Source organism: Segatella copri (genome assembly GCF_024330485.1).
Lineage (GTDB): Bacteria > Bacteroidota > Bacteroidia > Bacteroidales > Bacteroidaceae > Prevotella > Prevotella copri_L.
Window position 1 is genome coordinate 95,445 of record NZ_JANDWX010000011.1, and the last position, 17,709, is coordinate 113,153.

The window sequence follows — 17,709 nt, forward strand, 5'->3', positions numbered from 1 at the left end:
GTGCCTGACATGCGTCCGACATTCGAAGAAATTCGGAAAGTGGATGATAACGGGAAAGAATACTGGAGTTCACGCGAACTTTGTAATGCGATGGGCTATTCGGGATATTGGAAATTCCAGAATGTAATAGACAAAGCAATCAAGGTTGCCAGTGAAAAAGGTATGGATATAGATGACCAATTCAACCACGTGGTTGAAATGGTTAAGCTGGGTAGTGGATCGTTTCGCAAGGTCGAAGCTTTCCATCTATCCCGTATGGCCTGTATGATTATTTCTGAGAATGCTGATTCAAGGAAGTTATTGGTGAAGCAGGCAAGAGCCTATTTTTCTCAATCCGTATCTACAACCGAACTTATGCGGAACTCACTGGAATCCAATATCTTACTGTATAAAACTGCACAGGGTGAGACTCGCATTGAAGTGATTTTCAACAACGAAACTTTTTGGATGTCACAGAAAAAGATGGCTGCTTTATTTGGTGTTGATAGAGCAACTATCACTTATCATATTTCTCAGATTTATGAGTCTGGTGAATTGCAAAGAGAGGCAACTTGTAGAAAAATTCAACAAGTTCAACTGGAGGGAGAGCGTGATGTTGAGCGTGCTCCATTGTTCTACAATCTTGATGTTATCATCGCTGTTGGTTATCGAGTGAACAGCTATCAGGCAACCCAATTCCGTATATGGGCAACTTCTGTATTGAAGGAGTTCATCATTAAGGGTTATGTCTTGGATGATGAACGTCTGAAACAAGGTAAGCACTTCGGCAAGGATTATTTTGACGATTTGCTGGAACGTATCCGTGAAATCCGCACTTCTGAACGCAGATACTACCAGAAGATAACTGATATTTATGCAGAGTGTAGTGCAGATTATGATGCAAAGGCTGAAAGTACCAAACTCTTCTATAAGATGGTGCAGAATATGATGCACCTGGCGGTTACCAATCATACGGCAGCCGAGATCGTCTATGAGCGAGCTGATGCGGAAATGCCTCACATGGGCTTGACTACATGGAAGAAAGCACCGGATGGAAGAGTTCAGAAATCTGATACGATATGGCAAAGAACTATCTTTCTGATGAAGAATTGTCTCAGCTCAACGCAATAACAACAAGTTTCCTGGATCTCGCAGAATCTCGTGCAAGACGACACATTGTTACTACGATGGAGGATTGGAAGAATCGCCTGAAGCTGTTGCTTGAAACTATGGACTATGATGCTAAGAGTAGTGCAGGTAAGGTTTTGCAAGAAGAAGCCAGAGAAAAGGCTTATTCTGCGTATGAGAAATATAAGGTTATTCAAGATCGTTCCTATATCTCGGATTTCGACCGATTCAATAGTGGAAATGATGATGATACTCCATTGCTTCCATTTGACATTGATCCAAAAGAATAGGGGTTGAGTATGGCGCTTGAATTATGTCATAGTAGTACTGTCTTATCTTATATAAGAAAATTAACGCAATGAAATGCTCCAAAAAACATATAAGATGAAAATGTAAAAAGTTACGGAAAATGTGAATTATCTCCGTAACTTTTTACATAAACCGCTCACTTTTGGTGTTATTGAGTTTCCCTCAGTTCTTCTATGAGCTTTTCAAGAATATAATCATCGCTCATTAGCTGTAAACTATATTTGGGGTCAGACATCTTGAATAACCGGAAATCCTTAATGACCTTAATGACCGTGACCTTAATGACCGGAAAAAGCCTCTAAACATTCATTTGTTTTTTCTGATGAAACTCCTTTCTTGTCTTAGCCATAGCTTCCGTAGCCCTATCGTGGGTCTCTATCAGCAATGGACTCTTGTGATATTGCACAATCTTGACTCCAACAGAGTTGTGCCTTTTCTTTTCCTCGATGCATTGAATGATCAAGTCTGGATTGGCAGACTTTGAGGTTGGAGTCTTGTCAAAGTTCTGAATATAGGCAGCATTGGTCAGGAAGAGAATGTCGGAACCTTCCGGTATTTCCTGCATTACCTTCACCATGAGGGTTAGCATCATGCGGAACTCAGTGGTGTGTAGGTCGCTGATTACATCACGAATGATGATGTTGCTGTTATGCTCAATTACTACGGCAGCACCACCAGCTCGCTCTTTATGGCCATAATCACATGAGCCACCTATCCAAACGTAATATGTAGAAGTATCTTGTGTCATAATTATTTTATCTTCAATGTCCGCAGATATTCCTTCTGCTCGGGCGTGATTCTGTAGCTCTCGATGGCCTTCTGGATGGTCTTGTTGTGCGTCCAGGGAGCAAGGCGGTTTTGCTCGATGTAGGGAATCGCCTGGTCCCATTGCTTGGCAAGGGCGGTGGCGAAGAACCAGGCTACCATCATCTTTACGTAATACTCTTCGCTCCTTACTGATGCTGGAATTTCAAGATATTCTGCCTTGAAGTCTTTATCCAGGTAATGAGACATAAGTGTCTCTATTCCAAAGCGACAAGTATAAACGTGTGATGATTTACTCCAAGTCTTGATCTTCGCCAATAGTTCCTCTTTGTGTTTGGCAAACACCTTCGGAGACATGATGTCGCAAACAGCCCAGTTATCCACGAAAGGCAGGAATTTCTCTGTAAGACGAATGCATTCCTCGTAGTCCTTCACCTCGGAAATGAGGAGACCATGGAGCATATTCTCATCGTAGTACTGGTGAGGAAGCTGATGAAGGAATTCCTTGCATTCTGCTTCCTTTGTAAATTCTTTTGCGAACTTGCGAAGCACAGGCACACGAATGCCTATGAAACTCTCCATAGGCACTCCCGGTGTCAGTTTGGCCTGGAAAGCAGCATACTGCTTATCCTGCATGGCGAACAGTCTTTCTTGAAGTGAAGTCATAAATCTTATTGTTATTTTAACTTATCATATTCCTCATCGGTCACAGGCTCCAGCCACTCGTTGGAGCTGTTCTCGCCAGGTATTTCAAAGGCGAGGTGGGCAAACCAGCTGTCTCTTGCTGCACCGTGCCAATGCTTCACGTTGGCAGGAATGTGGATGACTGTGCCTGGGAGAATCTCCTGTGCAGGCTTGCCTTCTTCCTTATACCAGCCTCGTCCGGCTACGCCTACCAGCATTTGCCCGCCGCCCTTTGTGGCGTGGTGCGTATGCCAGTTGTTACGGCAACCAGGCTCAAAGGTTACGTTTAAGAAAGGTATCTGACTGTCGGATATTTGTGCCAGATAACTGTTGCCCTTGAAGTACTTGGCATAAGCGGTGTTAGGCTCACCGATAGGGAAAATCATCTCGCGCTGGAATGCAGCTTTCGCATCGTCGCCTTTTACATCCTCGCTCCACACTTCCTTAGCCAGATTGAATGCTGCCCAGGCTTTTGGCCAGCCGGCGTAGAAGGCGATGTGGGTGATGATCTCTGCCGCTTCCGTGCGAGTAATTCCATTGTTCTTTGCTGACTGCAGGTGATATTTCAGCGAGCTGTCGGTGATTCCTTGACTGATGAGCGAAGTGATGGTTACCAAACTGCGGTCACGCAATGAAAGCAGGTCATTGCGGCTCCATACTTCTCCGAAGAGGATGTCGTCGTTGAGGTGAGCGAACTCTGGGGCAAACTCACCCAGTTGGGTGCGCCCTGCTGTCTGTACTATTTTCTTCATTGTATCATTTTTTTAATTCTTCTCCATATTTTCAAATTCTTCTCCAGGAAACATCTTCGATGTAAAAAAAACAGTTATTCTATATATGCTTCATTATATTTAAGCAGTCTTGCGGTACTCGCTTGGAGTCTTTCCCGTCTGTGCCTTGAAAAAGCGGACGAAGTGCTGAGAATATTCAAAGCCGAGGCGCTGGCTGACTTGCGTAATGGTTAAGGTTTCATCTACAAGTAGTTGGCGGGCTGCTGAAAGTAGTCGGTCGTTGATCATACTCTTAGCGGTTTTGCCAGTCTCTGTCTTGACTAATTCACCGAAATATTTGGTAGAATAGCAGCATTTGTCGGCAAAGTAGGCTACGGTAGGCAGCCCTTCATGCTCCGCTTTCCGGGCAATGTATTCATCGAGCAGAGAGATGAACTTCTTTACCACCGAATGATTAATCTCCTCGCGAGTGATGAACTGGCGGTCGTAGAAGCGCAGACAGTAGTTCAGCAGCAACTCGATGTTAGAAACGATGAGTTCACGCGAATGCCTATCTATAGGATGCTCGAGTTCCTGTCCAATCATTGAGAGTACATCACGGAAGATGTTTACCTCGGCAGCGGATAAATGTAGTGCTTCGTTGCTTGTATAGTCGAAGAACTCATAGCGGGAGATGTTCTTGCCAAGCTGGGTGCGGTTGAGCAGCTCGGGATGGAAAATCAATACCGTATATTTGGCTATCGGAACTCCTGGAATGGGTTCTACTTTAATCGATTGTCCCGGAGCAAACGAGGTGACGGTCATCTCGTCAAAGTCATATTCTGTTCTGCCGTATGACAATTTACATCCCTTGTTTTCCTTCAGGAAGAGGGCGTAAAGTCCGTAATGGTGCACAGCCTCCTGTATAGGAGAGGTGTTCTCTACACGCGCAATGCTTACCAGAGGATGAAGTGTTTTCACCCCTATGAAGTCATTGAACTCCTGTATGGTATTAAAGAATAATTCCTTCATAATCCTATGCTTTAAATTTCTAAAACGTTCTAATTCATTTTTTACGGGTACAAAGATACGCACATTATCTATATTTCTTTATACCTGAAATTCGGAAAGTATTACCAGTAATGTGGATAAGCGATGCTCACTCCCATATTGGCGAAATATATCTGCAAAAATACAAAAAATAATCAGAAAAGTGATTATGTGGATGGATTTTGTTTGCAGGGCTAACTTGATTTAACCTTTATTCAAGCTTCGCAAGTGAATAGTTACTTTTTTATTTTTTACTTCTGTATCTTTTGAAGGTCTAAATATTGTTAGTACGACAAATAATATAAAAAAGAAACAATAGCATTATGAGAAGATTATTTATAAGTCTGATGTTGACTTTGACAGCATTTATCGTTAACGCCCAACCTTCTGCCATCGCTCCATGCGATTATCAGCAGATGCTGAAGAAGGGAATCGATGTTGATTGGTGGGGAAGAAGTGAGAAAAATAAATATGGTGCCTATTCGGAGACGGCAGTTAAGAGATTTGCACAGCAAGGTATCAAGCATGTAAGATTCCGTTTGCATCATTATCATTTTACAGATGAGGATTTCAAGAGACTGTTTTCGCAGATAAATACCTGCATGCAGTATGAGCTGATTCCGATTATAGCCTTCTCAGCCAAGCCTTACAAGGAGAATCCGAATGCTGGGGAGCATGAGAAAGTAGTAGAGTGGTGGAAGAGAATGGCAGAAAAATGTAAGAATCTCTCACCATTGGTTTCGTTTAATCTGATTGTAGAGCCTTCGGGTCAAGTAAAAAAAGATGTGGCGGAACTCAACTCCCTTTATGAGGATTGTGTTACGGCTATTCGCAAGACTAATCCTAAGCGAATCGTCTTTATAGCACCTCCGAAACTGTCTCATCCAGAAGGTCTTAAAGATTTGAAGATTCCTTCGATGGGAAATGGTTATCTGATGGCTGAATGGCATTTCTATGCTGCTGGTCCCAGCAAGTCAAACGACAAAAAACGCTGGATTACTGGCACGGCAGAGGAAAAGCAAAAGATAAAGAAAAGCATCAAGGTGGCAGTTGATTGGCAAAAGGAAACTGGTATTTACACCTGGGTTGGGGCTTGGATGCCTGGCGCTTATAACAAAGACGATAATTACAGTGTAAAAGAACAGACTGAATTTGCATCATTCATGACCCAGCAGCTTGATAAACATGGAGTTCCTTTCGCCATTAATGCCGATCATCATTTTTATGATTATAAGGCTGAACAATGGATTCCCAAATATAAAGATTTGTTGAATACAATATTTATGTGATATTTAAATGAATCTTTTTCGTAAAGAGCGGCCTTCAGGTCGCTCTTTTGAATCAGCTCCATCATGCCTGTTGCTGAATATATTTCAGGAAAATTCATGTTCATTTATTTTATCCTTTGTACTTAAACACTTTCACCATATCCTTGTCGCCACCCCCTTCCAATAAATCCCATTCTTTTTAATGCTCATATACTAAGTTATTTATTTTGTTATTAATTCATGTGCAAATACGCCATCAGCGCAATCTGTATCAGCAGAATATGTAATGTATTTATGCTCATTTTCCTATTTTACTCCTTTATTCTGTTCTTGTCCACATCCACCTTGATGATTCGGATGCGGTCGCCCAACACACTCTTCACCTGTTCCAGAATGGGGTACATCGCCTTACAAGGTTGGCACCAGGTAGCAAAGAAATCGACCAGAACAAGCTGGCCACTGTTTATTACATTATTGAATGTCTCCATAATTATTTGTCTATTATCTGAATAAATCTGCCATCGTCAGCTGGCATTGGATGTCATCAGAATAGCCGCCCGGCGCAAGTCCATAGGAGGTGATCATCGTGATGAGTACCGTTTTCTCGGTGCCTGTTTCCCTAATGAAGGTCTCCCTTCGGTTGCGGATGCGGTTGTCCTCTTCTTCTGTAATAACGTAAGGGACGCTGGATTATTGCATTGTCTTGATAAGTGCTAAAATTAATATATTCTGACATGTTTCTTTCTTTTTGCATAAATAACATTAAAAATCATACTTCTTATAAATGATTAGTGGCGATTTCATCTTTTTTTGTATTTTTGCTATTCAATATTGTTGAACGTCAATACAAAAGAAACGGAAAAGATATGGATGAGAATAATGTGCCTGACATGCGTCCGACATTCTAAGAAATTCGGAAAATGGATGATAACGGGAAAGAATATTGGAACTCACGTGATCTTTGTAATGCGATGGGCTATTCGGGATATTGGAAATTCCAGAATGTAATAGACAAAGCAATCAAGGTTGCCAGTGAAAAAGGTATGGATATAGATGACCATTTCAACCACGTGGTTGAAATGGTTAAGCTGGGTAGTGGATCGTTTCGTAAGGTCGAAGCTTTCCATCTATCACGTATGGCGTGTATGATCATTTCTGAGAATGCTGATTCAAGGAAGCTGTTAGTGAAGCAGGCAAGAGCCTATTTTTCTCAATCCGTATCTATAACAGAACTTATGCAGAAATCCCTGGAATCCAATGTCTTACGATTCCACTTTATGAAGAAATCTATCTGCATAAAGACCGGACATATTGGAAGCAGTTGGAGCAAGAGGCTGCGAAAATGGCGCAGGAGGCTCAATGCAAGTATGTGGACAATAAAAAATACGCACATTCTCCAAAAGAGTTCTACAGCCGTGCGTCATCTTCAATTGGTTATAAATGACTATTGTCAGAACTGCAGATAATACGTACCTTTGCAGCGCGAATTAAAACAATAAATAATATGACATTTAAATCATTTTTACCAATGGCTGCCTTATGCGTGCTAGCATCGTGCAGCAACTCTTCAAAGCAGGAGAAAGCAGACAGTTCTTCAGCTGATTCTGTTCAGACACCTGTCATGAGTTTTCAGAATTGTGACCTCACGCTTGGCGGTATTCACTTCACCAAGATGCTTAATGAAGCCGACAAGCAGGTGAGCGAGAAGGCTGGTGTCATCACTTTCGTTGCTCCTGAGAAAACCGATTTGTTCATCGACCCCAACGATGCAAAGCTGACCGCCAATACGGCAAAGGTGCTTTTTACGGAGGTTGACAACACCAAGCCCTTTACATTCTCTGCCAAAATGAAGCCGGGCTTTACTCCTGATGGACTCTATAATGCAGCAGATATTGTTGTGATGGCCAACGACACACTCTATCAGAAATTCTGCTTCGAACAGGATGAACGAGGCAAGCACCGTGTGGTGACCGTGCGCACCGTGGGGACGAGCGATGATAACAACCATGAGGTTGTGAATCAGAATTTTATCTATTATAAGATAAGTTCTGACACAAGAACCATCGCTTCCTATTATTCGTTGGATGGCAAGGAATGGCAGATGGTTCGCCTTTACCGCAACAACTATCCCAAGAACCTGAAGGTGGGCATCAGTTCTCAGGCTCCTCAAAAAGGAGTATGTGTGAGTGAATTCTCAGAGTTGCGCCTATCAACCGAGACGGTGGGTGACTTCCGAATGGGAGAGTAGAAACCGAGTCAGAGTAATCCCATCACATGTGCCAGTTTGCATGCTTCGATGGCACGATCTACCTTCAGTTTCTGGAGAATGTTCTGGCGATGGCGGTTCACGGTGTTGATGCTGATGCAGAGATTGTCTGAAATCTCTTTCGACAGCAGTCCCTGGTCGATAAGACGGAGCACTTCCATCTCCCGTTTAGAAAGTATATTTTCGTAATCCTTATGCGTCAATATCCGCACCTCTCCGGTTCGGGTATTGGCGAATTTTGCTTTCCTGTCCTCATCAGTTGCCAGCGTATAGATGCAGGCGCAGAGCAGCAGGCAACCGTTCTTATCGGTGGCAAGCGGAATCATTCGATGCTTCACCCAGCGGTATTCTCCGCAGGCATCTTTTACCCGCAGGTAGTTGCAGAGCACATAATCACGATAGTGCTGGGGGGTAGAGTTGCCGGCGATGTAGCGAAGGAAGGCAATCTCTTCTGCATGGCGCCTGCTGAGATCATCGGGATGGCAACGGTCGAAGATGAAATTCTCGTAAAGCGAAGGCAGCTGGCTGACCCGTTCCTCCGGCGAAATGCCCAGCACGTCGGCCACTCCGCCGAAGTAGCAGTAACTGCAGTTTCTGCGGTTGTCTCCCATCGAGACCACTGCATTCTCTGCCAGGGCGTATGTCCGGGCTATCATCTTACATTCTGTAAGCATCTGTTCTTCATCGCTTTCCGTATCAAACGCCTGCGAGAGATACAGTTGCTCTATTGGTTCGAAATTCTTGTCCATATTTTCTTCATGCGCTATTCATTAGATGCTTGTGCGCCTATAATCCAGGAGGATAAGCCATGCTCAATCCCCATATTGGCGCAATATATCTGCAAAAATACAAAAAATATTCAGAAAAACTGATTATATGGATTAATTTTGTTTGCAGGGCGAACTTGATTTAACCTTATTTTATAAGATAGAGGGATGCTGAGGGATGTCTTGAGTGCCTGGGGATATTTTGAAAACAGAAATCCTTAATGACCTTAATGACCGTGACCTTAATGACCGGAAAACGACCCTAAACATTTATTTGTTTTTCTGATGAAACTGCTTTCTTGTCTTAACCATTGCTTCCGTAGCCCTATCGTGGGTTTCTATCAGCAATGGGCTCTTGTGATATTGCACAATCTTGACTCCGACTGAGTTGTGCCTTTTCTTTTCCTCGATGCATTGAATAATCAAGTCTGGATTTGCCGACTTTGATGTTGGAGCCTTGTCAAAGTTCTCAACCTATTACATTCCTCTTCCTCAGCAGCTCGCGAGCTTTGCCTGATATTTCCATGTCGTTGAGGGGATATCCCAGTCTCAAACACTCGAATATCGCTTCGGTCGCTATTTGCCTGTATTTTTTGCTCACGTTCATAAGATACTGCAGAGCTGTTTGACCGCTAACTAAATATATAGTCGATAATTTTTCTTCCAAATTCTCCATCTTAATGATTTTTATGCAAATGTTCAGATTCTCCTGCATTCGTTCCTTATGAACAGTCTTCGGGATGATGATTACATCGCTCTGCAACAGCCAGTGCAAGGCTACCTGTGCAGCAGTCTTGCCGTATTTCTCGCCTATCTGGGTGAGGGTAGGGTTGGATCAGGTTCTACCTGATAAACACCATAACCCAGTTGTGGCATTTCCACGCCATTGCTTAACTTTATCTTCTTCATAATCAATATGTTTTAAAGTTCGTTTATTCCATTCTGCCATATTTCATTTCCACGCCCTCCTTATCATACTGCTTGCGCTTGCCGGTTGGTGGCTCAGTAAGCGTGATGCGGACAACTGCCGTGCGTGATAGGGAACGGGCGATGCTCTCGTCGAAAGCATCCATGTGTTGAGGAAGGAAACGTTCACTGATTAGTCGGAGACCATGAATCTTCTCTGCATCCTCGGTCACGATTTCTGCCTTGCCGAATGCAATGGCTGATTTGAATTGCAGGGTGAAACTGCCGTCTTTCGGACCAACCGTAGGCGCACAACGGGTTACGGCTGAAAGGCAAACCTCGGGATGAGTCTTGATGGCCTCCAACTTCTTGCCTTCCAAGGCACCATGAAAATACCAGTTCACATCATCATCAGATGCGAGCGAAAGAGGTAAACCGTAAGGATTGCCGTCTTCGTCAATGAAACTTACAGTTATATACGGAGCCTTGTGCATTACTTCCAATGCCCACCCACTATCCATTGCTCTTGATTCCTTTCTCATTTTTATCCTATTAATTTGATAATCTGTTTATCCGAAGCATCAGGCAGGATTTCTTTCAGATGCTCGAAAATCCTCTGGTAAGATTCCAGGGGAGTTCGGTTGCATTGGCAAGCCTCTTTGCCATAGAGATCTTCGGGAGTATTGAGCAGCGACCATCCCCAGCCATATTCATGGTTATGCTTGTCACGAGGATAGATGAAATCCTCGGTCACGATGTAAGTCGCCATTTCCAGTCGGGTGAGATAACCGTCAAACTTGCTTCTCATTCCCTTGCCCGTAAAACCGCAGGCAGCCCGAAGTTCTCTTGTGATGAGACTACCGGTAGATTGAAGCGTGCTGAGAATGGCTCCTTCTATCGATTCTTCATCCGGACAGGGGTATTTGCTTCTTCTGTAGTTGCAGAAGTCCGGCCACCATTCCTGGCTGATGAATCCCGCTTTCTTGTTGAAGAACTTTCCGTACATACATGGCATTTCCTGCACAATTTCGCCCTTCCATTTCCACAATGGCCAATCCCAACCACCTTCTGGAAGTTTTACGTAACCGCAGTCTTCCGCCACAATGTCTTCGGCAGAGAAGCCTTCAATGCCACTATCAAGGAGAGGGAGGAAGCCGATCTGCTGAATCAGTTCCATCATGCCTGTTGCTGAATATATTTCTGGAAAATTCATGTTCATTTATTTTTATCCTTTGTACTTAAACACTTTAACCATATCCTTGTCACCACCCACAAGCTGGCTGCATCTGTTCAGCATTCCGGTGTCGGAGAAACCGCATTTCACCATGACCTTTCCTGATGTTGGGTTTCCGGTGAAATGATCTGCCCGGATGTTTTCTAAATGTTTCTTTCATTCAAATCTGATCATTTTTGCAAGTTCCATAAAATAGTCATTCGACCAAATATCTAACTCTTTGGGATTCCTGACAAAAGGCAACACATCTGCCTTTATTTGATTCATGTCTGCCATGGCAAGTCTTTCATTCAGTTTTTGAAGGAACGTCTCCTTGTCAAGCTCTTCGTGATTGAACTGCAAGGCTCTTTCGCACAAGTGAGTAAAGTCAAGAGGAACATTGTGGCGAACATACCATTCGAAGTCATACCAATCACGTCCCTTAACTCTGTTCTTCCAGGCACGATACACCAGTGCATGCATCTTTCCTGCAAAGAGGGCTGGCAAAGTGAAACATCGTGTCATGAAAGATTGGGGGAGCAGAAGCAACTTCTGTTCTGTTTGAAATTTCAAAGGAGGTTGAGTATCAACTTCAATCTTGATCTTGACAGATTTCTCAGTTTGGAATGTAATGTCATATACATCTGTGTTGTCTTTCAGAAAGGCAGACTCCACTTTTCCAAAGTTCTTTTTGTCCTTCTTTCTGATTTCAACCTCTCTACCCACCATAGCGAATTGGTCAATGATGGGCTGAAAATAATGTGTAAAATCAAAGTTTTCATTCGGAGCAAGCAGGGAAAAATCCATATCCTCAGAGAAACGATGCAATCCATGGAATATACGCAGACATGTTCCACCATAGAAAGCTGCCTCGTTGAAAAAGCCACCATTGTAAAGACCAGAAAGAATAATCTGCTGGTTGACCTCAAAGATAGCATTGCGCTTTTGCAGCTCGGTCGTTATGTCATAGCTCGAAAGCATTTGATTGAATATCTCGTTTGTGTTCATTTCCTTAAATATTTAATTAGAGTTTCTATGGATTTAGACTTTTTTCCAACCTGAGCATATCGTTCAAATATACTTATGTCCATATTTCTGAAATCATCTATTTCCATTCGGATGTCCTCCTCCAGATAGTTCTCTACATCCTTCTGGTAACGTAAATTAACCTTCGGAGAATTTGCGATTAAGTCACAGAGCGCTTTTTCTGGTGTTGCCATCAGAAAGGCGTAACTCTGCATGTTGATGCTTGTAATCCCTATTGAAAAGGCTTCTCTTGACATGTTCTTATACTCAAAACGCCCGACAGGAGTATCAAAACTACGGGAGTGCTTTAGTGTCATAGACTGAGTAGTGTAAACAGCTTCTGGTATTAATCCATAATAACGTAATGCTGTCTGCATTGACACATACGAAGGGGCATAAAGATGATTGGCTATCAGTTCTGTGGATAGAGCAACACGAGACACATTTGGGGCTACCACATAAAGCCCCTTCTTGAGTCGGATAATTTTATGAGCCGCCTCAAGACTGCGTACTTTCTGATTCCCTGCTTCAATATTTGTAAACAATGAAGCTATAGCTGAAGTACTGACGGGTATGTTACCTATATGTTCTAAATCCATTATCATGGTGCAAAAATAGTAAAAATTGGAATAGAAAACGAACTTTTATTTGTTTTTCTATTCTATTTTTGACTATTTTAACAAGTCGCTTAGTCAGACCGTTAAACATTGATGCAGAAATCAGACTACATACTCCGAGTCTGAATAGTGCTCCTATTCCATAGCTTTCTCATTGCTCACATCAGAATTGCATCTTCGGCTGAGCCTTGCCAGATAGGATAATGTACTCCATCTGGTTCAAACAACTTCTTTTGAAGATGTGAACAGAGATTTATTTTTATCCTTTGTACTTAAACACTTTAACCATATCCTTGTCACCACCCACAAGCTAAAATTCTTTCTGTTTCCATTTTTATTCATATTTAGAAAAACTTACATCTGTCTTCTTATGTATCGTGCCAGTCCGTAAACATATCTTCGGCAACCTGGACGATAGTGGAGCAGGCGGTCGAACCATGCAAGATGTTTGTTGAATAGGCGAACTGTAACACCTACATAGACCATGGCGAAGAGCGTTCCGATGCCCACGATCTCCCATTTCCATGAACCGAGAAGCAGGAAACAGAACAAGACGGCCAAGACCACGAGCGTGATGTCCACCCGAATCTTGGCTTTAGGGAAAGGCCAGCCGGTAACCTTGTGAATGGCGATGGAAATGCCCTCGCCAGGCATGGTTACTGAGCCGCACTTCACCTCCATGGCAATTCCGAAACCGAGGATGGTGCAACCGGCAATCTGCACAAGGGCATTGACCAGGATATTTTCTGAAACCATCCACTGTGTAAGCACCATATTGAGGTCTATGAACATTCCGAAGATAAAGCCGATAGCGAGCTGGAAGAGTTGCACCCACTCGAAGTTTCTTCTCAGAATCAGAATCTGCAGTACCACGAAGATCGCATTCATCATGATGGTGTAGCCGCCGATAGTCCATCCTGGGATGTAATCAAGCATCTTACCTGCCGAAGCCATCACGTAAGGGATGGTGGAAATAACGCTTGAACCTAACTGACTTCGCACACATGTTGCGACTCCGAAAGTCATTACATAGAGCGATACGAGCAGCAGAATATGCTGCCATACAAAAGATATAACTTCTTCTTTCTTAATCATTTATATTATTTTCTTAATCAATTCGTTCAGTTTATCCTCTCTGATAATCTTCGGCTGAGCCTTGCCAGCGAGAATGAGAATCTTCTTGCCGTTACGATAGATATGAAGCTGTCGTGAGCGAACCGCGGCAGTCAACTCCTCATCGTTCTGCATGGCTTGCCAGATAGGATAATATACTCCCTCAGGTTCAAACAACTTCTTTTGAAGATGCGAGCAGAGGTTTGTTGTATCAATTGTCATTGCCATAATTTTCTTCAAACTATTTGTTTCCAAAGATTCATGTGCAAATACGCCATCAGCGCAATCTGTATCAGCAGAATGGCAGGAATGCCGTATTTGAATTTCTTGTGCATCGTCTTATGGTGCCAGACTTTTATTCCCATCCATGCCCCGACGCTTCCTCCAATGACAGCCAGCAATAAAAGCGTTACTTCCGGAATGCGCCATTTGGCTTTCTTTGCCTTGTACTTATCAATGCCATACACGATGAATGTAACAACATTGACGGCCAGGAGATAGTAGGCGAGGTAACTATGTAATGTATTCATGCTCATTTTCCTATTTTACTCCTTTATTCTTTTCATCTGTTATGTCAAGAATGGATCAAGCGTAGCCAGCAGTTCGGCTTTATCTACCACACCGCTTGTGCGCCACAATACTTCTCCGTTTCGGAAAAGCATCAGGGTAGGCACGGATTGGATGCGGTATTGGCTTGCTGTTACGCCGTACTTGTCCACATCCACCTTGATGATTCGGATGCGGTCGCCCAATACACTCTTCACCTGCTCCAGAATGGGGTGCATCGCCTTGCAAGGTTGGCACCAGGTAGCAAAGAAATCGACCAGAACAAGCTGGCCACTGTTTATTACATTATTAAATGTCTCCATAATTATCTGTCTATTTCCGTGAAACGATTGAAAGTTCTGCCGTCCCTTGTTACTTTCCCGAAGAACATATCTTCCGGTCTTACCCAATAGGCTTTGTCTCCATAGAGAGCCTGATAAACCACCATGCGCTCCTGAGTCTCGGAGTCGAAGGCAGAATGGATGAACTTGTATTTACCGCCCTTAAAGTGCTGGAAATATCTTTCTTCCTTTGTAGAAAACTCCATCAGCATTTTCTGGGCAAGGGGAGCGTACCAGGTCTTCACCTCCTGCTCTGTTGGCGTGTGACCGCCAGGGAAATGGAAGGCTTGATTGTAATGCTGCAGGAAGAGAGGGGAGAAGTGAGCCAGGGTGTCCTGCTCACCAAAAAGTCCCCACACACGATCCTTATAATAGGGGTTGCAATGGTCAAACTGCACGGCTTCCAGTTCCGCAAACTCCTCAATCAGCGCCTCGTCAATCACCAGCAGCTGATTTCCGTCCCTTCTCGGTGCCTTGTATTCATGCTCTCCGATTCGCTCCTTCAGAAACTCCGTCATCATGAAATACGGATTGCCGAGCAGGGCAGGAATGCCCACCACCGGAGCCAGCATCTGGGCGAGGAAAGAGCCGCAGCTGTTGCCCAGAAGCAAGTCGGGCTGCTCCCGGTCGATGATGGAGCGAATCTCCTTCAGTGCCTCCTTGGGGTGCAAAGGGAGGTCGGGAGTCAGCACCACCGCCGTCCCCTCAAACGCCTCTTTCAAGGCTCTCGCCATCGGACAGCTGCCCGTGGCGAAGAATCCGTGTAGGAAAAGTATTTTCTTCATTCTTATAAATTATTGTCTGTACCTTTATGTAGCAAATTGGATGGATGCAGGATTAGTTTTTGTTTCATTCCTTTTTCCTTACTTCCCAATGACCGCTATAGCCGCTACCTACATACACAATATGAGGCATTTTGGCGATACGACGCTTGATAGTTATAATGCTTTTCCCTGATAGTTGAGCCAGTTCACCTGTTGTTATCTTAGGATAAACAGCTACTTGATATTCTATCCATTTATCTAAGTCATCGCTTTGAGTGCCATCTTGGGTGCCACCTTGAGTATCACCTTGAGTATCACCTTGAGTATCATCTTGAGTATCATCTTGAGGGACACCTTCGTTTTCCACAAAGTTTACCTCAATATCAGGATGAGATTCCTGCCAAGCTAAGATCATATTGGGGAACGTGACAGTAAACTGAGCACGGTCGGAGAAGAAGGTTGGGAGCATCTTTTCTTCAAAGTAAGGAAGAGCTTTAATCGGTTTGATGATTTTGCCCATGCCCGAACCTTTACGCTCCATATAACCCAACTGAGCAAAGATATCTGCGATAACCGGATTGCGTCTGACAGAAGGAATGTCTTCTAAGTTCATCGTCTGGATAAGTCTTCCTTCTGGCATGGAACCTGGAGAATATATCACCATACGGTCATCGTACATATCTACATGAACCTCGCTACCCTGGATAAGATAGTCACGATGTGCCAATGCATTCACTACAACTTCCATCACACAACGTTCCATATATTGAGGAATCTCGATGCGCTGCATCGAATGAAGAGTTGCGACCTCTTAATACCAGACGCTTATGTTCGGTACTATCAGCCACAACCGATTCGTTGCCAATGCGCACAAAGGTTTCAAGAACGCTGTCGCCTATATAATAATAAGGTGTATCTTCGCCTCCATGCACATGAAGAATGAGCAATTCCTTGTCTTCTACACGCTCTATCTTCAAGTCGATTTGCGGCATAGGATCAATGCGCTCCTTAATTTTCTGGCTGATAAATTCGGCATCAGTCTTGGCATCGGTCAACCCTATGATAGTATCGTCATCGGCAATACCAAACAATAGGCAACCGCCACTGCCATTGGCAAAGGCGCTGACGCTCTTCAGCCAACTTTTCACTTTACGGCGTTCCACTTCCTGCTTCTTATCGTATTCAGTAGTCTCACCTATATATTTTGCCATGTCCATATTTACTTAATTTTTGATTATTCATTATGCGCCTGTAATCTAGGAGGATAAGCCATGCTCAACTCCCATATCAGCGCAATATATCTGCAAAAATACAAAAAATATTCAGAAAAGTGATTATATGGATGGATTTTGTTTGCAGGGCGAACTTGATTTAACCTTATTTTATAAGATAGAGGGATATTTTGATAATCTGAAATCCTTAATGACCTTAATGACCGTGACCTTAATGACCGGATTTAGGTATTGGAAAATGAAAATGGCCGATAATGAATTTGACACTTCATGACCTCTTAAAACAAAAAGGCGTAAGGTATGGTAGATATAATCTTAGTAAAATGCAGAGTAATTTGCATTTTTCTTCATAATCATTCGTGTTTCTAACATATTTTACCTATCTTTGTGCCTTAAAAAATAGAAGTTGCAAAATGGAAAAGTATGTGTTAGAATTACAGGCTGTACTAGACAAATATAGAAGTCTTGGTATTTCGCAGCAGATAGATTACGATAAGTTCTATCTGTATTCCATCATTACACACTCTACTGCCATAGAAGGTTCTACTGTGACGGAAATAGAGAATCAATTGCTCTTTGATGAAGGTATTTCTGCTAAAGGTAAACCCTTGGTAGAGCAGTTGATGAATCTTGATTTGAAGCATGCCTATGAGCAATCCATTCGATGGGCGAAGGAGCACAAACCTTTTTCTGTAGAAATGCTTAAGCAATTGTCTGCATTGGTGATGAAGAATACCGGCAGCGTTTATAGCACGCTTCAGGGGGAATTCGATTCTTCTAAAGGTGACCTCCGTCTATTAGGTGTCACAGCGGGAGCTGGTGGACGTTCCTATATGAACTTTCTGAAGGTTCCTGCAAGGTTGGCTGATTTCTGCAATGAGATAAACCGCAGGCGTGAATTGCTTCTTGAAAACCCGAGTGAAATGGATGCATATTTGTTGAGCTTCGATGCTCATAACATCCTTGTCAGCATCCATCCTTGGGTGGATGGAAATGGCAGAATGTCGCGTCTCATCATGAATCAC

General features: G+C 43.3%; 21 protein-coding genes and 3 pseudogenes. 6 read left to right on the top strand and 18 right to left on the bottom strand.

The genetic code is table 11. The features are described from left to right. Nucleotides 1–9: 9 nt before the first annotated feature. A pseudogene (gene rhuM, locus NNC77_RS08285) lies at nt 10–1,397 on the top strand (RhuM family protein). A 317-nt stretch (nt 1,398–1,714) separates the two neighbouring features. Here rhuM and NNC77_RS08290 read toward each other — a convergent pair. From NNC77_RS08290 to NNC77_RS08305, 4 genes are all read right to left on the bottom strand, one after another. Beyond that, nucleotides 1,715–2,164 (bottom strand): ribonuclease H, encoded by a 450-nt coding sequence (locus NNC77_RS08290; protein WP_118417154.1) that lies wholly within the window; start codon nt 2,162–2,164, stop codon nt 1,715–1,717. A gap of 2 nt (nt 2,165–2,166) precedes the next feature. Beyond that, on the bottom strand, nt 2,167–2,847 hold the full coding sequence (locus NNC77_RS08295) for a DNA alkylation repair protein (protein ID WP_254970361.1): 681 nt from the start codon (nt 2,845–2,847) through the stop codon (nt 2,167–2,169). Nucleotides 2,848–2,858: 11 nt separating this feature from the next. Further along, a complete protein-coding gene (locus tag NNC77_RS08300; protein WP_254970360.1) occupies nt 2,859–3,617 on the bottom strand; it encodes a carboxymuconolactone decarboxylase family protein in 759 nt (252 codons plus the stop codon). Nucleotides 3,618–3,716: 99 nt separating this feature from the next. Then, nucleotides 3,717–4,607, bottom strand: coding sequence for a helix-turn-helix domain-containing protein (locus NNC77_RS08305; protein WP_118417157.1), 891 nt, complete (start codon nt 4,605–4,607; stop codon nt 3,717–3,719). A gap of 341 nt (nt 4,608–4,948) precedes the next feature. Between NNC77_RS08305 and NNC77_RS08310 the strand changes: the two genes are divergently transcribed. Next, nucleotides 4,949–5,914, top strand: coding sequence for a glycoside hydrolase family 5 protein (locus NNC77_RS08310; RefSeq protein ID WP_118417158.1), 966 nt, complete (start codon nt 4,949–4,951; stop codon nt 5,912–5,914). 308 nt (nt 5,915–6,222) lie between these two features. Here NNC77_RS08310 and NNC77_RS08315 read toward each other — a convergent pair. After that, nucleotides 6,223–6,381, bottom strand: a pseudogene (locus NNC77_RS08315) (thioredoxin family protein); the annotation flags it as partial. 432 nt (nt 6,382–6,813) lie between these two features. Here NNC77_RS08315 and NNC77_RS08320 point away from each other — a divergent pair. Further along, nucleotides 6,814–7,164, top strand: a pseudogene (locus NNC77_RS08320) (RhuM family protein); the annotation flags it as partial. 233 nt (nt 7,165–7,397) lie between these two features. Then, nucleotides 7,398–8,141, top strand: a complete 744-nt coding sequence (locus tag NNC77_RS08325) for a DUF1349 domain-containing protein (protein WP_118415273.1) — start codon at nt 7,398–7,400, stop codon at nt 8,139–8,141. An 8-nt stretch (nt 8,142–8,149) separates the two neighbouring features. On the opposite strand, the gene NNC77_RS08330 is transcribed toward NNC77_RS08325, so the two are convergent. Together NNC77_RS08330 and NNC77_RS16705 are read right to left on the bottom strand one after the other, a co-directional pair. Further along, the gene (locus tag NNC77_RS08330; protein WP_118415275.1) at nt 8,150–8,908 is read right to left on the bottom strand and encodes a LuxR C-terminal-related transcriptional regulator; all 759 of its coding nucleotides are present in this window, start codon (nt 8,906–8,908) and stop codon (nt 8,150–8,152) included. Between the two features lie 487 nt (nt 8,909–9,395). Then, on the bottom strand, nt 9,396–9,701 hold the full coding sequence (locus tag NNC77_RS16705; RefSeq protein WP_301331569.1) for a hypothetical protein: 306 nt from the start codon (nt 9,699–9,701) through the stop codon (nt 9,396–9,398). Here NNC77_RS16705 and NNC77_RS16710 point away from each other — a divergent pair. Further along, nucleotides 9,651–9,776, top strand: coding sequence for a hypothetical protein (locus NNC77_RS16710; RefSeq protein WP_006846497.1), 126 nt, complete (start codon nt 9,651–9,653; stop codon nt 9,774–9,776). The genes NNC77_RS16705 and NNC77_RS16710 overlap by 51 nt on opposite strands. An 82-nt stretch (nt 9,777–9,858) precedes the next feature. On the opposite strand, the gene NNC77_RS08340 is transcribed toward NNC77_RS16710, so the two are convergent. The 11 genes from NNC77_RS08340 to NNC77_RS08390 all read right to left on the bottom strand — a co-directional run bounded on the left by NNC77_RS08340 (nt 9,859) and on the right by NNC77_RS08390 (nt 16,663). Then, nucleotides 9,859–10,374, bottom strand: a complete 516-nt coding sequence (locus tag NNC77_RS08340) for a pyridoxamine 5'-phosphate oxidase family protein (RefSeq protein WP_118415279.1) — start codon at nt 10,372–10,374, stop codon at nt 9,859–9,861. A gap of 2 nt (nt 10,375–10,376) precedes the next feature. Then, on the bottom strand, nt 10,377–11,045 hold the full coding sequence (locus NNC77_RS08345; protein ID WP_254970359.1) for an AlkZ-related protein: 669 nt from the start codon (nt 11,043–11,045) through the stop codon (nt 10,377–10,379). A 177-nt stretch (nt 11,046–11,222) separates the two neighbouring features. Beyond that, a complete protein-coding gene (locus NNC77_RS08350; RefSeq protein WP_117728317.1) occupies nt 11,223–12,053 on the bottom strand; it encodes a nucleotidyl transferase AbiEii/AbiGii toxin family protein in 831 nt (276 codons plus the stop codon). Then, complete coding sequence (locus NNC77_RS08355; protein ID WP_117728316.1) at nt 12,050–12,676, bottom strand: type IV toxin-antitoxin system AbiEi family antitoxin domain-containing protein; 627 nt, start codon at nt 12,674–12,676, stop codon at nt 12,050–12,052. Before NNC77_RS08355 ends, NNC77_RS08350 begins: the two co-directional genes overlap by 4 nt. Nucleotides 12,677–13,042: 366 nt before the next feature. After that, nucleotides 13,043–13,783: a YczE/YyaS/YitT family protein gene (locus NNC77_RS08360; RefSeq protein ID WP_235391223.1), complete on the bottom strand. Its 741-nt coding sequence runs from the start codon at nt 13,781–13,783 to the stop codon at nt 13,043–13,045. Beyond that, complete coding sequence (locus NNC77_RS08365; protein WP_134843386.1) at nt 13,784–14,023, bottom strand: hypothetical protein; 240 nt, start codon at nt 14,021–14,023, stop codon at nt 13,784–13,786. Between the two features lie 14 nt (nt 14,024–14,037). Then, nucleotides 14,038–14,331 carry a DUF1294 domain-containing protein gene (locus tag NNC77_RS08370; RefSeq protein WP_254970358.1) on the bottom strand — a complete coding sequence of 98 codons (294 nt, stop codon included), beginning with the start codon at nt 14,329–14,331 and terminating at the stop codon, nt 14,038–14,040. A 39-nt stretch (nt 14,332–14,370) separates the two neighbouring features. Next, nucleotides 14,371–14,670: a thioredoxin gene (trxA, locus tag NNC77_RS08375; protein ID WP_117588276.1), complete on the bottom strand. Its 300-nt coding sequence runs from the start codon at nt 14,668–14,670 to the stop codon at nt 14,371–14,373. Between the two features lie 2 nt (nt 14,671–14,672). Further along, nucleotides 14,673–15,473, bottom strand: coding sequence for a YqiA/YcfP family alpha/beta fold hydrolase (locus NNC77_RS08380; RefSeq protein ID WP_254970357.1), 801 nt, complete (start codon nt 15,471–15,473; stop codon nt 14,673–14,675). Nucleotides 15,474–15,537: 64 nt separating this feature from the next. Continuing rightward, entirely contained in the window at nt 15,538–16,215 is a 678-nt protein-coding gene (locus tag NNC77_RS08385; RefSeq protein ID WP_254970356.1) for an ATP-binding protein, read from the bottom strand. Next, entirely contained in the window at nt 16,166–16,663 is a 498-nt protein-coding gene (locus tag NNC77_RS08390; protein WP_254970355.1) for an AlbA family DNA-binding domain-containing protein, read from the bottom strand. The genes NNC77_RS08385 and NNC77_RS08390 overlap by 50 nt, the downstream gene beginning before the upstream one ends. A 434-nt stretch (nt 16,664–17,097) precedes the next feature. Here NNC77_RS08390 and NNC77_RS08395 point away from each other — a divergent pair. Beyond that, nucleotides 17,098–17,709 (top strand): Fic family protein (locus NNC77_RS08395; protein WP_254970354.1); only part of this gene is annotated, 612 nt, incomplete at its 3' end.

Bases quoted from the DNA above. Each gene is read 5' to 3' on its own strand.
- NNC77_RS08390 (WP_254970355.1), bottom strand. From the start codon at position 16,663: ATGGCAAAATATATAGGTGAGACTACTGAATACGATAAGAAGCAGGAA.
- NNC77_RS08340 (WP_118415279.1), bottom strand. From the start codon at position 10,374: ATGAGAAAGGAATCAAGAGCAATGGATAGTGGGTGGGCATTGGAAGTA.
- NNC77_RS08385 (WP_254970356.1), bottom strand. From the start codon at position 16,215: ATGGAACGTTGTGTGATGGAAGTTGTAGTGAATGCATTGGCACATCGT.
- NNC77_RS08345 (WP_254970359.1), bottom strand. From the start codon at position 11,045: ATGAATTTTCCAGAAATATATTCAGCAACAGGCATGATGGAACTGATT.
- NNC77_RS08325 (WP_118415273.1), top strand. From the start codon at position 7,398: ATGACATTTAAATCATTTTTACCAATGGCTGCCTTATGCGTGCTAGCA.
- NNC77_RS08305 (WP_118417157.1), bottom strand. From the start codon at position 4,607: ATGAAGGAATTATTCTTTAATACCATACAGGAGTTCAATGACTTCATA.
- NNC77_RS16710 (WP_006846497.1), top strand. From the start codon at position 9,651: ATGAACAGTCTTCGGGATGATGATTACATCGCTCTGCAACAGCCAGTG.
- NNC77_RS08295 (WP_254970361.1), bottom strand. From the start codon at position 2,847: ATGACTTCACTTCAAGAAAGACTGTTCGCCATGCAGGATAAGCAGTAT.
- NNC77_RS08380 (WP_254970357.1), bottom strand. From the start codon at position 15,473: ATGAAGAAAATACTTTTCCTACACGGATTCTTCGCCACGGGCAGCTGT.
- NNC77_RS08310 (WP_118417158.1), top strand. From the start codon at position 4,949: ATGAGAAGATTATTTATAAGTCTGATGTTGACTTTGACAGCATTTATC.
- NNC77_RS08360 (WP_235391223.1), bottom strand. From the start codon at position 13,783: ATGATTAAGAAAGAAGAAGTTATATCTTTTGTATGGCAGCATATTCTG.
- trxA (WP_117588276.1), bottom strand. From the start codon at position 14,670: ATGGAGACATTTAATAATGTAATAAACAGTGGCCAGCTTGTTCTGGTC.
- NNC77_RS08290 (WP_118417154.1), bottom strand. From the start codon at position 2,164: ATGACACAAGATACTTCTACATATTACGTTTGGATAGGTGGCTCATGT.
- NNC77_RS08300 (WP_254970360.1), bottom strand. From the start codon at position 3,617: ATGAAGAAAATAGTACAGACAGCAGGGCGCACCCAACTGGGTGAGTTT.
- NNC77_RS08365 (WP_134843386.1), bottom strand. From the start codon at position 14,023: ATGACAATTGATACAACAAACCTCTGCTCGCATCTTCAAAAGAAGTTG.
- NNC77_RS08355 (WP_117728316.1), bottom strand. From the start codon at position 12,676: ATGATAATGGATTTAGAACATATAGGTAACATACCCGTCAGTACTTCA.
- NNC77_RS08370 (WP_254970358.1), bottom strand. From the start codon at position 14,331: ATGAATACATTACATAGTTACCTCGCCTACTATCTCCTGGCCGTCAAT.
- NNC77_RS08330 (WP_118415275.1), bottom strand. From the start codon at position 8,908: ATGGACAAGAATTTCGAACCAATAGAGCAACTGTATCTCTCGCAGGCG.
- NNC77_RS08350 (WP_117728317.1), bottom strand. From the start codon at position 12,053: ATGAACACAAACGAGATATTCAATCAAATGCTTTCGAGCTATGACATA.